The sequence below is a fragment of the Thermithiobacillus tepidarius DSM 3134 genome (assembly GCF_000423825.1).
Lineage (GTDB): Bacteria > Pseudomonadota > Gammaproteobacteria > Acidithiobacillales > Thermithiobacillaceae > Thermithiobacillus > Thermithiobacillus tepidarius.
In genome coordinates this window covers 1-14,105 of the sequence record NZ_AUIS01000024.1, presented here as the reverse complement: position 1 = coordinate 14,105, position 14,105 = coordinate 1, and the positions used below count along the sequence as shown (strand labels likewise).

The 14,105-nt window shown below is 68.7% G+C and carries 11 protein-coding genes; 2 read left to right on the top strand and 9 right to left on the bottom strand.

Annotation, left to right across the window (positions count from 1 at the left end; genetic code table 11):
• Nucleotides 1–6: 6 nt before the first annotated feature.
• The 9 genes from G579_RS17110 to G579_RS0110940 form a co-directional block, all read right to left on the bottom strand.
• Nucleotides 7–888, bottom strand: coding sequence for a DUF1207 domain-containing protein (locus tag G579_RS17110; RefSeq protein WP_051181439.1), 882 nt, complete (start codon nucleotides 886–888; stop codon nucleotides 7–9).
• Nucleotides 885–3,989 (bottom strand): efflux RND transporter permease subunit, encoded by a 3,105-nt coding sequence (locus tag G579_RS0110975; protein ID WP_028990230.1) that lies wholly within the window; start codon nucleotides 3,987–3,989, stop codon nucleotides 885–887. The genes G579_RS17110 and G579_RS0110975 overlap by 4 nt, the downstream gene beginning before the upstream one ends.
• A gap of 2 nt (nucleotides 3,990–3,991) precedes the next feature.
• Entirely contained in the window at nucleotides 3,992–5,158 is a 1,167-nt protein-coding gene (locus tag G579_RS0110970; RefSeq protein ID WP_028990229.1) for an efflux RND transporter periplasmic adaptor subunit, read from the bottom strand.
• Nucleotides 5,155–6,441, bottom strand: a complete 1,287-nt coding sequence (locus G579_RS0110965; RefSeq protein ID WP_028990228.1) for a TolC family protein — start codon at nucleotides 6,439–6,441, stop codon at nucleotides 5,155–5,157. The genes G579_RS0110970 and G579_RS0110965 overlap by 4 nt, the downstream gene beginning before the upstream one ends.
• The gene (locus G579_RS0110960) at nucleotides 6,426–7,088 is read right to left on the bottom strand and encodes a TetR/AcrR family transcriptional regulator (protein WP_028990227.1); all 663 of its coding nucleotides are present in this window, start codon (nucleotides 7,086–7,088) and stop codon (nucleotides 6,426–6,428) included. The genes G579_RS0110965 and G579_RS0110960 overlap by 16 nt, the downstream gene beginning before the upstream one ends.
• A 15-nt stretch (nucleotides 7,089–7,103) precedes the next feature.
• Nucleotides 7,104–7,559 carry a cytochrome c gene (locus G579_RS0110955; RefSeq protein WP_155989814.1) on the bottom strand — a complete coding sequence of 152 codons (456 nt, stop codon included), beginning with the start codon at nucleotides 7,557–7,559 and terminating at the stop codon, nucleotides 7,104–7,106.
• A gap of 172 nt (nucleotides 7,560–7,731) precedes the next feature.
• The gene (locus G579_RS17105; RefSeq protein ID WP_081662737.1) at nucleotides 7,732–8,838 is read right to left on the bottom strand and encodes an efflux RND transporter periplasmic adaptor subunit; all 1,107 of its coding nucleotides are present in this window, start codon (nucleotides 8,836–8,838) and stop codon (nucleotides 7,732–7,734) included.
• A 31-nt stretch (nucleotides 8,839–8,869) separates the two neighbouring features.
• A complete protein-coding gene (locus G579_RS17100; protein WP_081662736.1) occupies nucleotides 8,870–10,312 on the bottom strand; it encodes an efflux transporter outer membrane subunit in 1,443 nt (480 codons plus the stop codon).
• Entirely contained in the window at nucleotides 10,309–11,841 is a 1,533-nt protein-coding gene (locus tag G579_RS0110940; RefSeq protein WP_051181434.1) for a DHA2 family efflux MFS transporter permease subunit, read from the bottom strand. The genes G579_RS17100 and G579_RS0110940 overlap by 4 nt, the downstream gene beginning before the upstream one ends.
• Nucleotides 11,842–12,811: 970 nt before the next feature.
• Between G579_RS0110940 and G579_RS17095 the strand changes: the two genes are divergently transcribed.
• Both G579_RS17095 and G579_RS0110925 read left to right on the top strand, forming a co-directional pair.
• Nucleotides 12,812–13,225 (top strand): globin domain-containing protein, encoded by a 414-nt coding sequence (locus G579_RS17095; protein ID WP_038017879.1) that lies wholly within the window; start codon nucleotides 12,812–12,814, stop codon nucleotides 13,223–13,225.
• Nucleotides 13,226–13,236: 11 nt separating this feature from the next.
• Nucleotides 13,237–14,105, top strand: an 869-nt coding sequence (locus G579_RS0110925; RefSeq protein ID WP_028989090.1) for an FAD-binding oxidoreductase, incomplete at its 3' end; no start/stop codon positions are given.

The window sequence follows — 14,105 nt, the reverse complement described above, 5'->3', positions numbered from 1 at the left end:
CGCCGTTCACAAGCTGAGCTGCAAGCCCAGCCCCAGGAACGCCATGTCATCGGCGAAGAACTGTCCATAGGGCGCGAAGCCGTTGTAGTACTCCAGGAGCAGGCTCAGGCGGCGGTCCAGCCGCCCCGGGTCCCGGCTCAGGGAGGCGAACTCGACGCCGCCCTTCCAGGACCAGGCCGGCGTCCAGTTGTTTTCCTGCCAGGACTTGAGATCGAGCCCCGCCACCCAGCGGCCGACGCCGAGCTCGCCCACGTGCAGCAGCGGCTTGGCGCGGCGATACTCCAGGCCGGCGTGCCACAGCCCCGGCCGCAGGTCGCCGGGGTCGCGGCGCAGCATGTATTCGCCGCCGCCATAGGCGCGCCAGTCGCCGAGGTCGTAGGACAATAGCAGCTCCGCGGATTCGAAGCTGAGATTGATGCGGTCGGTGCGGGTGCGCAGCAGGAATTCGTCGCCCAGGTGCGAGCTCTGGTGGTAGATGCGGGCGCGGGCGGAGAAGTCGCCGCGCCGGTAGGTGAGCGGCAGGCCGATCACGTAATCGGCGTTGATGAGATCGCTGGACGGCGCGCCCAGGTCGAACTGGGCGAAGACGGCGCCGGCCAGGTTGAGCTGCACGCCGTCGCCCGGCGTGCTGCCCGGCCAGCGGATGATGCCGAGGTTCTCGCCGAAGGCGACCGAGGCCACGGCGGCGTCGACCACGTCGCTGGTGCTGTGGCCGATGCTGCCGGAGAAGCGCGGCTGCTTCGGATCGGCCAGGAGCGGGGCGAAGAGGTCGCCGCGCGGCAGGGCGACGGCGTCGGCCAGGGCGGTGCCGCCGCCCGCCAGAAGCGTCAGCGCCGTGCCGGCCGCCGCGAGCCGCGCGCGTGGTGTGCTGGAGACCGCTGCTGTCATGGCTGCCCTCCCTGGCCGGTGGGTGCGTCGCGTCCCCTCATCACCCAAATATAGAACAGGGGCAGGTAGAAGAGGCTCAGCACGGTGCCTACCAGTAATCCGCCGATGGCCGCGTCCGCAAGGGGCGAAAGTCGCTCCAGGCCCACGGCGCGCTCCATGGCGATGGGGATCATGCCGGCGATGGTGGCGAGCGCGGTCATGAGGATGGGGCGGTAGCGCAGGGCCACCGAGCCCAGGGCCGCCTCGGTGACGCCGGCGCCGGCGCGGCGCCGCTCCTGGATGAAATCCACCATCAGGATGGAGTTCTTGATGATGATGGAGAAGAGCAGCACGATGCCCAGGATGGCGGGCAGCGCCAGCGCCTTGTCGAAGGCGAGCAGGCCCCAGAGGGCGCCGATGACCGACAGGGGCAGGATCAGGATGGACAGCAGCGCGAGCCCCACGCTGCCGTAGGCCGGCGCCAGCACGCCGAAGAGCAGCAGCACGCCGAGGCCCAGGCCCATGAGCATGCGCCGGCCCGAGTCCTGGGCGTTGGCGTTGTCGCCCTGCTCGCTCATGCTCACCCCGGCCGGCAGCACCCGCTGCACCGCCGCCTGCGACCGCTCGCTCAGCAGGCTGATGGGGGCGGTGTTGCGGTAGGCGAGCAGGTCCAGGCTGTAGCGCAGGCCGTAGGTGGTCAGCAGCGAGGCGTTGGGCTGGTAGTGGATGCGGCTGATCTCGCCCAGGCTGACGCTGCCGCCGTCCGGCGTCTGGATGGGCAGCAGGCCGAGGGTGGCCGGATTGGCGCGGTAGGGTTCGCTGAAGTAGCTGCGCACAGGGATGGCGCTCACCGTCGGCAGCTTGCTCAGGGAAGCGAGCGGCAGGCCCTTGAGGGGCAGTTGCGCCGCCACCGCGTCGGGGGTGAGGCCAAGGGTGCGCAGCTTGTGCTCGTCCAGTACCAGGCTGGCCTCGCTGCCGTCCCGGTCCCAGGTGGCCGACACCGAGGTTAGGCCCGGCACTTCGCCCAGGGCCGCCGCGGCGGCGGTCGCCGCGCCGGGCAGCAGGCGCCAGTCCTCCGCGCTCAGGCGGATGTTCACCGGCGCCTTGATGGTGCTGAGCGCCGTGGCGCCGTAGTCGAAGGCGTCGACGGCGCTCACGCCGGGCAGGGCGGCAAGCTGGCGGCGCAGGTCCGCCTCGATGTCCCAGCTGCTCTGCTCGCGCTCCAGGCGATTGATGTAGTTGATGGTGAAGGTCGCCTCGGCGGGCAGTTGGCCGGAGCCCAGGGAGATGACGCCGGGCTCGGAGCCGAAGACCGCGCTGATGCGCGTCACCCGCGGGTCCGCCGCCAGGCGCCGCTCGAAGTCGCGCAGGCGCTCCTCCGCCACCGCCACCGGCTCGTTGGCGCTGAATCTGACGTGCACCTTGACGATGCCGGTGTCCATGGGCGGCATGGCATCCCGGCCGATCAGGGGCGCGATGGTGCGCAGGCTGACCAGCAGGAGAATCACCGCCGGCAGCACGAAGAGCAGCCGGCGCAGGACGCCCCCCGCCAGGGCGGTGCGCAGCATGCCGGTGTAGAGGCCCGCCCCCGGCGCCAGCAGGCGCTGATACAGCCGCTCCAGCCAGCGCTCGAAGGCGTTCTTGGGCGGCAGGCCCTTGCGGTACCAGAAGAGCGAGATCTGCGGGATGAAGGTCACCGCCAGGAAGTAGGAGATGAAGACGGCGATGATGACCGGCAGCACCAGATGGCTGAACATTTCCTCGGGGAAGTCGCCGATGAACATGAGCGGCGCGATCACCGCCGCGGTGGCGATGGTGCCGAGGAAGATGGGGAAGAGCACCTCCTCGGTGCCGCGGCGGATGGCGTCGCGCACGTCCCGCGCGCCTTCCTCCAGGTGCCGCTCGATGTTCTCCAGCACCACCACCGCGTCGTCCACCAGCATGCCGAGCGCCAGGATGATGCCGGTCATCACCAGGATGTTGAGCTCCTTGCCCATCAGCCAGAGCACGGCCAAGGTCAGCAGGAAGACCAGCGGGATGCTGAGCAGGGCGGTGAGCACGGCGCGCCAGTTGGCCAGGAAGAGCAGGATCACCAGGGCCACGAAGATGATGGCGTCGCGCAGGGCGTCGACCATGTTGCGGTTGGAGTCCTCGATCAGCTCGTCCTGGGTGTCGCTGACGGCGAAATCCAGCTGCGGATAGCGGGCCTCGAGCAGCGGCAGCTGCGCCTGGGCATCGCGGATGGCGGCCTGCACCGCGCCGCCGGGGGCGCGCAGGATGGACACGGCGATGGCCGGCTTGCCGTTGCCGTGATAGGCGGAGAAGCGCTCGGCGGGCGCCAGGCGCAGTTCGGCCACGTCGCCGAGGGTGATGCCGTCGGCGACGGGCAGCCGGCGCAGCGCCTCCACCCCGGCGCGCTCGCCGTAGATGGTCAGCGTGGTGCTGCTGCCCTGACCCTGCACGGTGCCGAGCGGCCAGTCGCGGTCCATCTTGCTGATCAGCTCCTGCAACTGGGCCTGGGTGATGCGGTAGCGGGCCAGCTTCAGCGGGTCGAAGTCCACGCGCACGGCGGGCTCGTGGCCGCCGAAGACTTCCACGTTGGCGATGTTGGGCTGGGTGATCAGGGCCGTGCGGATGTCGTTTTCCGCCAGGAGCCTGGTCTGCATCAGGTCCAGACCGCTGCCGGGCTTGGGCGAGACGGCCAGCACCATCACCGGCGCGGTGAAGCCGCCCACGGCGTAGACGCTGGAGGGCGGGGCATCGGCGGGCAGCCGGCCGCGCACCCGCGAGAGGGCGTTGTTCACGTCCAGCAGCGCGGCATCCAGGCCCTTCTCGTAGTCGAACTCGACGCGCACGATGGAGACTTCGTTCTTGTTGGTGCTCTGCACGTCGCGCACGTGGCTCAGGCTGTAGAGCTCCTGCTCGATGGGGCGCGACACCTTCTGGGCCACGCTCTGGGCGGCGGCGCCCGGCAGCAGCGTGATCACCGTCACTTGCGGGCGCTCCACGTCCGGGAACATGTTGCGCGGCATCTGCTGGTAGCCGATGACGCCGAGCACGGTGGCGATGGTGAGGATGATGCCGAGCAGCAGCGGACGCTCGTGGAAGAGGCGAAAGAGCATGCTTACTCCTGGCGCGGCGTCGGCTGGGTCTGGAACGGCGCCCCGGCGGCCAGGCGCGTCAGGAGGTCCGGGCTGCCGCAGGCGATGCGCTGCCCGGGCAGGCGCTCGTCCAGGGTGGCGGCGCCCTCGTCGCCGGCGGCGGCCAGGGCCACCCGCCAGGGTTCCACCCGGTTCTGGGCGGTGAGGCGCAGCACCGTCGCGCTGCGGCCGTCCTCGTTCAGCAGGCAGTGGCGGGGCAGGGAAATGGCCTGGGCGCTCTGGAACACGATCACCTGCACGTCCTGGCGGGTGCCGGGCAGCGGCGCGGCCTCCAGCAGCCGGGTCTCGTAGCGGCGCAGGCCCTGGACCGTGGCCTCGGGCCAGGGGCGCAGGGGCAGGGTGCGGCCGTCGAGGCGCAGCGCCACCGGCTGCAGGCCGGCCGGCACGCTGATCAGCAGGCGCACGCCGGTGGCGGGATTGGTGATCTTGAGCAGCGGCTTGCCCGGCGTGACCATGTCGCCGGGCTGGGCCAGGCGCTGGCTGACGACGCCGTCGAAGGGCGCCAGGATGACGCCGTAGCGGAGATTCTCCCGCGCCGCCGCCACGGCGGCCTGGTTGGCGCGCAGCAGCGACCGGTGGCCGTCCTGCGCGGCGCGGGCGGCGGCGAAGCGCGCCCGCGCGCCGGCCAGCTGCGCCTCGGCCGCCTGCACTTGCTCCAGGGACACGCCCTGGATGCGGTACAGCGCCTGCAGGCGCCCGTAGCGCTCCTGCTCGGCCCTGAGGGTGCTGGCGGCGGAGGCCAGTTCGGCGGCCAGGGTGCCCGCCTGCAGGCGGCTCTGCGCCAGGCTGGCCTCGGCCTGCTGCAGCTCCGCCTGCGCCTGGCTGGTGTCCAGACGCGCCAGCACGGCGCCGCGCCGGAAGCGGTCGCCCTCGAAGAAGGGCAGTGCCGTGAGGTAAGCGCTCAGGCGGCTGGCGACCACGCTGTCCTGCACGGCCTGGACCTCGGCGGTGGCATGCAGGCTGAGGCTGACCGGCGCCACCTGGAGCTGCCGGACTTCCACCAGCACCGGCGCGGGCCGGGGCGGGGTTTCGCGGCTCAGCTGGCGCTGCTTGTGCTTGACCAGGCCGACGCCGCCCAGCAGAAGCAGCGCCAGGAGCAGGAGGATGAGTGGCTTTTTCATCTTTTTCATGGGGCGTCCAGTTGGGCGATGTAGGCGGCGGCCGGCAGGCCGGCGATGACCTGGGCGGCTGACCAGGCATCGGCGGCACGCGCCTGGGCGTTGGCCAGCCGGTATTCGGCATCCAGGAGATCGCGCTCCTGGCGCAGCAGGTTTTCCAGCGTCAGGGCGCCGAGGCGCCAGCGCTCGCGCTGCACGGCGAGCACCTCGCGCCGGTAGCGGACTTCCTGCTCCAGCGCGCGGGCATCCGCCAGCGCGCCGTCGTAGTTGGCCCGCAGGGCCTGGAGCTGGCGCCGGGCGTCGCGCTCGGCGGCGCGCGCTTCGTCGCGGGCGGCCTGGGCGCGAGCGTCCTGGGCGCTGACCCGATGCCAGGCGCTGGCGTCCAGGGGCAGCGCCACCTTGCCGCCCAGCGACCAGACATCGCTGGTGGCGCCGCCGCCCTGGTAGGTGTAGTAGCTGGCATCCAGGCTCAGGGCCGGCCACAGGGCGCGGCGCCGCTCCCGGGCCTGGGCCGCGCTCGATGCCTCGCGGGCTTCGGCCAGGCGCACCGGCAAGCTCTGCTGAAGCGGGCCGTCATGCCAGGCCGGCACGCGGATGGCCGTTGTCATGGGCCAGCCAGCCTCGCGGCCGCTGGCCTCCAGCAATTCCGCCTGCGCATTGGCGACGGCGGCCGCCAGGCCGGCCTCGTCCGCCTGCACCCGCGCCAGCTCGCTCTCGGCCAGGCGGAGGTCGACGCCGGCCGCCCGGCCCAGAACGAATTCCTCCTGCACACGCCGGTGGCTGGCGGTCACGCTGTCCCGCAGCCGCGCCAGCGCTTCCTGCTGCCGCTGCAGGGCCTGCAGCGTGGCGTAGGCGCTGGCGGCCTGGTGCAGCTTGAGCAGCATTTCCTGCCGCGCCAGCAGCCGGGCGGCGCCGAGATCCCCGGCGGCCCGCGCCCGCGCCGCCGCGATCACGCCGAAAACGTCCACCGGCAGGCTGTAGCTGACGCCGTACTGGCCGATCTCGCGCGCCAGAGGCACGGTCGAGTTGGGCGTGGGGACGAAAACGCCCACCACCCGCTCCCCCTCGTAGCGCTGCCAGCCGGCCGACAGGCTGCCCTGGCCGAGATAGCGGCTGCCGGCCGCGCGCTGTTCCGCCCGGGCGGCGTCCACCTCGCCGGCGCGCGCCCGCAGCTGCGGATGCGTCAGGGTGGCCTCCAGGATGTCCCGGAGCTCGCCCGCGCCCGCCGGCGGCATGGTGGCCAGGGCCAAACCCAAACCCAGGAACAGCAGGCGCGTGCTCAGGCGCCGGCGCATGGCTCCCCATCCTCGGCCGGCCGCGTGCGGATGCCGTTCAGATACAGGGTGAAGATGCTTCTGGCCTCGGCGCCGAGCGAGTTGCGGTAGCCCAGCACCGTGGACTGCACCACCAGTCCCTGGATCATGCCCACGAAGAGCACCGCCGCCGCCTCTGGGTCCAGATTGCGGGGGGACAGGCCCTGGCGCTGCGACTCGGCGATGAGGCCGGCGATGGAGCCCTCGTAGGCGCGCAGGATCTCCTGGACCAAGCCCTTGAGGCGCGGATTCTTGCGCAGCAATTGGTCGGAGAAGATCAGCTTCGGCAGGCCGGGATGCTTGGCGATGAAGTCGAGGTGGGCGAAGAAGGTGCGCTCCAGCGCGTCGAGCGGGTCGCGCCCGCCCTGGGCGGCCTCGCTCAGCACCTTGGTCAGCCGCCGCTGCAGCCAGCGCACCAGCGCCTCCCAGATGGCCTCCTTGCTGGCGAAGTGGCGGAAGATCGCGCCTTGAGTCAGGCCGATGCGCGTGGCCATGTCCTGGGTGGTCACCGCGTCCACGTCGCTCTCGGCCACGAGGTCCAGCGCCGCCTCCATGATCTCCTGCTGGCGCTCCTCGGCGCTGAGCCGGCGGCGGCCGCCCGGCTTTTGGGGTGCATTCTGGTCGCTCATGGCGCGGCGCTCCGGCTACTTGGCCTTGCCGCCGAAATGGGCGACGAAGTCCTGGCGGAAGGCTTGGTGGCACTCCAGGCAGCCCGTTTGCAGCTCCTTGAAGGCCTCGATGGCGCGCCGGCCGTCCTTGCGCCGTGCCGCCGCGGCCAGGGTCTCGGCGGCGTGGTGCGTCTTGTCGTCATAGCCCTTGAACTCCCCCATTCGCGTGCCGACAAAGCCCATGATGCGCATGCGCTCCTGCAGGGGCGGCTTCGGATGGGTGGCGATGGCGGCGGCGGTCTTTTCCACCTGGGCGTAGTCCTCGCGCGCCAGGCCGTCCACGATGACCTGCATTTTCTGGTTCAGGCCGCGCATGGCGTCCTTGAGGAAGCTGGTCTCCGCGGCCTGGGCGCTGCCCACTGCGCTGCAGAGCGACAAGCCCAAGATGGCGGCGATGGTGGTGCTGCGGGTGTGCTGCTTGCGTGTCGGCATGAGGCCTCCGTTTGGTGATAATAGATAGTTATTGATAACTAACTTATAGGTGGGTTTGCATCCTGTCAATGATCTTCGGGTAAAAAACTATCAGGATGGCTGGAGGAGCGTATGCGACCGGCGCTCATGCCTCAGGATGAGCGCCGCGGGTGGCTGATCGCCTGTCGGCACTTCAGCGGCGGTCACCGATATTGGCGGCGATGATGCGATGCACCAGCGTATCGGCATTGGCCAGCTCTCGCTTATATACGGCGGTGCGCCAAGCGCCGCCGGGGGTGGTGGTCAGCGGCTGGAGCACCGGGCCGCCGCCGCGGGTATCGATGCTGACTTCCATGGACAGGCCGGGGCGCAACGGATGGGCCCGCAATTCGGCCGCATCCAGGGAGATGCGCACGGGCAGGCGCTCGACGATGTGGATGTAGTTGCCGCTGGCGTTTTCCGGCGGCAGCAGGCCGAAGATGCTGCCGGTGCCGGCGCCCAGGCCGAGCACGCGACCATGGTAGACCACCTGCTTGCCGTACAGGGCGGCCGTCATGGTGACCGCCTGCCCTGGCCGGACCCGGCCGAGGCGATCCTCCTTGACGTTCGCGTCCACCCAGAGTTCTTGCAGGGGGACAATGGCCAGCAGGGGAGTGCCCGGCGTGACGCGTTGGCCCGGCTGGGCGCTGCGCTTGGCGATGAAGCCCGCCACCGGCGCCTTGACCTCGCAGCGCTGCAATTCCAGGTAAGCCGCGCGCACGGTGCTGGCGGCACGCAGCACGCTGGGGTTGTGACCAATGTCCGCGCCGCGCACTTGGGCTTTCACGGCCTGGAGCGCCGCCGCATCGGCGCGTAGCTGGGCCGTCAGTTCCCGATGCTGGTCCTCGGCATTCTGGATTTGCTGCTCGGGCACTGCGCCGCTATCGGACACTTCCCGGTAGCGGGCCAGGTCGTGCTCGATGCGGATCAGCGCCGCCCGGCGCGCATCCATGCGGGCGCGCAATTCCTCCACCGTGGCGAAGCGGTTGGCCACCGTGCGCACCGTCTCGCCGAGCTGGGCTTCGGCGGCTTCCAGCGCAAGCCGTGCATGGGCGCCGTTGAGTCGGACCAGGGTGCGCCCAGGCGGCGTGAATTCCGTATCGTCGGCGGCGACTTCGATCACGGTGCCGGTGCTTTGGGCGACGAGCGGCACCAGATTGCCGGTGACATAGGCGTCGTTGGTCTCGACCCGATAACGCGCGAACTGGGACCAGTAGCCTCCCGCGGGGAGGATGGTGGCCAGGGTGGCTACGGCAAGCATGCCAAAGCGCTTCCGTCGGATGTGAGCTTGGTTATTGGCTGCGGTCACGGTGAGACTCCAGCTGCGGATCGGTAAAGCCGCCGCCGAGCGCCGTCAGCAGGTCGGCGGCGGCGTCCAGCTGCGCGGTGGTCATGGTGATTTGTCGGAGCTGTGCCTGACGGGCGGCATCGTCCGCCGCCAGTACGGCGTCCCGCGGCACCAAGCCTGCGGCGGCGCGCCCGGATTCGAGCGAAAGCGTTCTCTTCGCGGCGGCGAGAGCCCGTTGCTGCACGGCCAGGCTTTCCCCGGCGGACTGCCAGCGTGTCAGCGCATCGGCCACGTCCTGGGCAGCGCCGAGTACCGCGTCGTCATAGGCCGCCACGGCCATCGCGTATTCCGCTTCCCGGGCGCGCAGGTCGGCGCGTAGCCGCCCGCCCTCGAAGAGAGGCAGGTGTACGGCCGGTCCCAGCGCGTAAACGGCATTGGCGGGATTGACGAGGTCGGCCAGGCTGATGCTCTCCCAGCCGGTGAAGGCGCGCAGATTGATGTCGGGATAAAACGCGGCCCGCGCGGCGCGAATGCCTTGGGACCGGGCTTCGACCCGCCAGCGTGCAACCGTGACATCCGGCCGGTGGGCTACCCAGTCCAGAGGCAGGTCCGCAGGCAGGCCCAATGCTGGCGACGGTAGGCGGGCAGGGACGGTGATGCTGGCGCCCCATGCCGGTCCTTCACCGGCGAGCGCCGCCAAGGCGTGCCGCAGCACGGTGGCCAGGTCCTGCAGGGCAATGACGGTGGTTTCGTGCGCTGCGACCTGTTCCGACTGCTGCTGCACGGCCTGGTCGGTGCCAAGGCCGGCGCCGAAGCGTGTCTTTGCCAGGGCGAGCCTCGCTTCGGCATTGCGCTGCAGTGCCTTTGCCTCCGCCAATTGCATTTCCGTTGCCGCCAGGGCGAAGTAGGTCCGTGCCAGGGCTGCACTCACCAAGAGGCGGGCTTCGGCGCTGGCGGCCGCCTGCGCCTGCTGCTCTGCGCCGGCGGCCGCCAGCGCTGCGGCATCCCGCTGCCACAAGTCCAGGTGCCAGCGCAGGGCGAGCGGATGCAGAATGCCGATCGTCAGGCTGCGCCCATTCAGCGGACCATGGGTGCCGTGCTCGGAGAAGCGCACCGTGTCTGTCGCCGCCTCGGCGCCCAGCCGCGGGCGGGACGCGGCCGCCCGCGCGTCGACGAGGGCTTCGGCCGCGCGGACCCGCGATGCGGCGATCGCCAGGCTGGGGTTGCGGCGCAACGCATGGGCCTCGATTCTGTCGAGTTCCGGCAAGGCGAACTGGCGCCACCACTCGCTGGAAGGCCAGGAGCCCGGTTTTGGCAACGGAGTCGGATCTGCCACGATGCCCAGATCGGGTGCGGCCCGCGGCTGGGGCATGTGGGTTGCCGGCGGCAACGCGCATCCGGCAACGAGCGCGATACCGAGAATGAGAAATCGGTACGATTTGATCATGGTTGTTCCGCCAACTCTTCCAGGGCTTCCTCGCGGACCGGGTCGCCGCCCGGCGGGGGCGCCGCGCCCGCCAGCCAGACGAAGAGTCCGAGGGCGCCGAAGATCCAGGCGGCCAGCCAGAACATTTCATTGAAGCTCACCATGGCGGCGTGGCGCTCGACATGCTTTGCGAGCACGGCCCAGGCGCCGTCAACCACGCCGCGCGAGTGCAAAGCGGACAGGGCCGCGTCGGTGACCGGGTTGTATGCCGTCAACTGTTGCACCAATTCATGCTGATGTGCGACGCTGCGGCGCAACCAGAAGGTAGCAATCAACGTAATGCCGAGGCTGCCGCCGAAGACTCGCAGGATGTTGCCGAGCTCCACGGCCCGGGTCTGCTGTTCGGGAGGAAGCCCGCTGAACAGCAGTACCGTGAGGGGAGCGAAAAAGGCCCCCAGGAAAAGTCCCGCCAGCAGTTGCGGCCAGAAGAGGGTGTCGTAGGAGGCCAGCCGGTCATAGGAGGCGACCCACGCGCAGGAGGCGGCGAAGCCCAGGAAGTTGATGGCGGCCAGCTCCCGCGCCTGGAAACGCCTGAGCAGCTTGTGCACGACCAAGCTCAGGGGCTTGGCCAGCAGCATGGGCAGGAAGAGCGTGCCCGCCAGAAATGCGCTGTAGCCGAAAGCCGTCTGCATGCGGACCAGAAAAAGTGAAAAGAGGCCTTGGAAGACGAGAAAGCCCAGGAAGAGGCCCAGCGCGCCGACAGCGAAGGTGCGTCGGGCGAAGAGACGTAATTCCAACAAGGGATCCTGTTCTCCGAGCTCCCAGATCACGAAAGCGACAAAGCTCAGCAGGCTCGTGATTCCGAGCACCCAAAGCAGGTGCGAAGCCATCCAGTCGTCATCATGACCGCGGTTGAGGAGGGTTTGCAGACAGCCCATGAACACGGCAAGCAGCACGAACCCGACCAGGTCCAGCGAGGTCCGCTCGGCCCGGCTGCTGCGGCCGTGCAGGGTAATGCCCAAGGTCAGGGCGATCAGGAAGGCGATTGCAGTCCCTAGAATGAACCACCAGTGCCAGCCCAGCGTCTCGGCAATCCATCCGCCGGTGACCGGAGCCAAGGTGAAAGGCGTAAAGCTGGCAATGCCCCAGAGGGCCACCGCCACGGAACGGCGATCCTCGGCATAATGCTTGATGAGCAGGTTCTGTGAAACGGGAATGGTCAAGCCGCCTGCGAATCCCTGCAGCACGCGGGCCACAAGGAATATCGATTGGTCGCGGCTGACCACGCAGACCAGTGACGTGACGGCAACGGCGAGAAAGGCCCCGGTCAGCAGATGCGCATCGCCGACGCGCCGCGCCAGACGTCCGGCAAACGGCAGGGCGAGAGCCATGCCCACGAAATAATCCGTCTGCGTCCAGGTGACGTGGCTGAGGGGTATGCCCAGGTCGCCGCCGACGTAGGGGAACATGGCCAGATAGGCCCCGGCATTGAAGAGCACGAGGAAATGGCCAATGCCGATGGCCACGTTGAAGAGCGCGAATCCCGCCACGCCCCAACCGGGAGCGGCCAGCCGCGGGCGCGTGGATAGTGAGGGTGGGTAGGGGATGGAAGGAATGCCCCGGAAGTTTTTTCTTGGCGCCTGCATAAGTAGTATGGAAAGTACTTATTTGGGCAGGGGCTGTCAACTAAGTGGCGGACTGTCTGGCTGGGCGCTCCAAGAACTTGTATTTTCTGGGGGATGGCCGCCTTTGCCGGGATTTTTTGCATGGTGGAAACGTCGATCGCCTTCGCGCGACGCCTGCGGAGCGATGTTTCCGTTGCGTCGATGCAGAACGGATGGCGATGATTCAAGGATAAATGCAGCTGATTATGCTTGTTTTGCACGTCTTGCCGTGATTTTCGGCGTACTCCGCTTGTTGCCAAACTTGTCGAGATCCACACGTATCCTGTCATATGGCCCGATCGGGGTGCCGGCACCGCCAGTTCCGCGATGATCTGCCCGGGCAGGGCATCGTGCGCCGCAATGGACGGGATCTTCAGGCGCGCGAGCATGCCTGCGATGACTGCTGAACCCTGCGCCGAATGCGGGAAGTGTTCCGCACCACATCCGGCGCGCTCAGCGTGACGGCCGACATGCACTGTTGGCCATCGTGGCGCCTGAACGCTTCCCGAGTCGAGCATGTCCTTCCAGCATCGGCAATGTTTTCGCTTGTGCTCGCCGGCTGCTCACGCGAGGCCATGAAATTTCGCTCGTGCGAGCAGTCGCCTCAGGAGCCGTTCTTGGATAAGCAAAGCGCCTGGCCGCGTGTGGGATTGAAGATGTTCGCAGATGCGAAGACCAGGGCGATCTCCCAAGCGTGTGTCCAGCATGGCCCGGAAGCGGGTACGCCGGGTTCTATCCATCAGGCTTGATTCCCTGGAGTGCCGCGTCGGCCTCGCTTCTCATGACCAGATTCATTGAATCACAATATTATTGATGTATTATGGATGCATCTTTCAATCGGTACAGGAGATGAAACATGAGCCTCAATCCCGCCCTGATCAGGGAAAGTTTTGCCGTGGTGGCGCCGCATGGCGTTGCCGTCACCGATTACTTCTACAACTACATGTTCAGCCACTACCCCGAGGTGCGCGCCATGTTCCCGGCGCAGATGGACGCGCAGAAGGAGCGCCTGCTCAACTCCATCGTGCAGATCGTGACCCACATCGACCAGCTCGACGCCCTGGTGCCGTATCTGCAGGAGCTGGGGGCGGGCCACAACAAGTACCACACCCAGCCCGAACACTATCCCATCGTCGGCGCCAGCCTGCTGGCGACCCTGGCGCATTTCGCCGGCCCCGCCTGGACCCCGGCAGTGGCCGAAGCCTGGAGCGCAGCCTACAACGTGGCAGCCCAGGTCATGATCGAGGCGGCAGAGCAGGCGGCCGCCTGAGGAGCCGGTTCATGTCCTATCGCATCACCGTCGAGCCGAGCGGGGTGTCCTTCACGGCCGAGGCCGGACAGACGGTGCTGGAGGCGGCGCTGGCCCACGGCGTCGCCCTGCAGCACGGCTGCGGCAACGGTTCCTGCGGCGACTGCAAGGGCACCGTGCTGGAAGGCCAGGGCGAGCAGGGCATCTACATGCCCCTGCTGCTCACTCCGGAGGAAAAGGCGGCCGGCGCGGCCATCCTCTGCAAGTTCAAGCCGACCAGCGACCTGTGCATTGCAGCGTCGGTGCACACTGAATCCTTCCAACACGCCGAGATCCGGCGCCTGCTCCGCCTGGGGCCGGACGTGATGGGGCTGTGGCTGCGGCCGGAAACCCCCTTCGCCTACAAGGCCGGGCAGTATGTGCAGGTGGAGGTGCCCGGCCATCCCGGCGTCATGCGCTCCTATTCCATCGCCAACCGGCCGGCGGACGACGGTACCCTGGAGTTCCACATCCGCCGGGCGCCGAACGGGCTTTTCAGCACGCAGCTTTTCGAGGCGCTGCAGCCCGGAGACCGCCTGCGCATCAGGGGTCCCATCGGCGAGTTCTTCTTGCGCGAGGATAGCCCACGCGACGTACTGTGTGTCGCCGCCAGCACTGGTTTCGCGCCCATCAAGGGCATCCTGGAAGAGGCTTTTTTCCGGGGTTTCGATCGGCGCATCCACTTCTTTTTCGGTGCGCGCCAGGAGCAGGATCTCTATCATCTCGACCTGCTGGCCGATTGGGCCAGGCGCTACCCTAACTTCCGGTTTACCACTGCCGTCGATACCGGCGGCACGCAGATGCTGCTGCCCACCGTGGACGAATGCGGGCCCTGGGGGCAGCACGAGGTCTATTTGTGCGG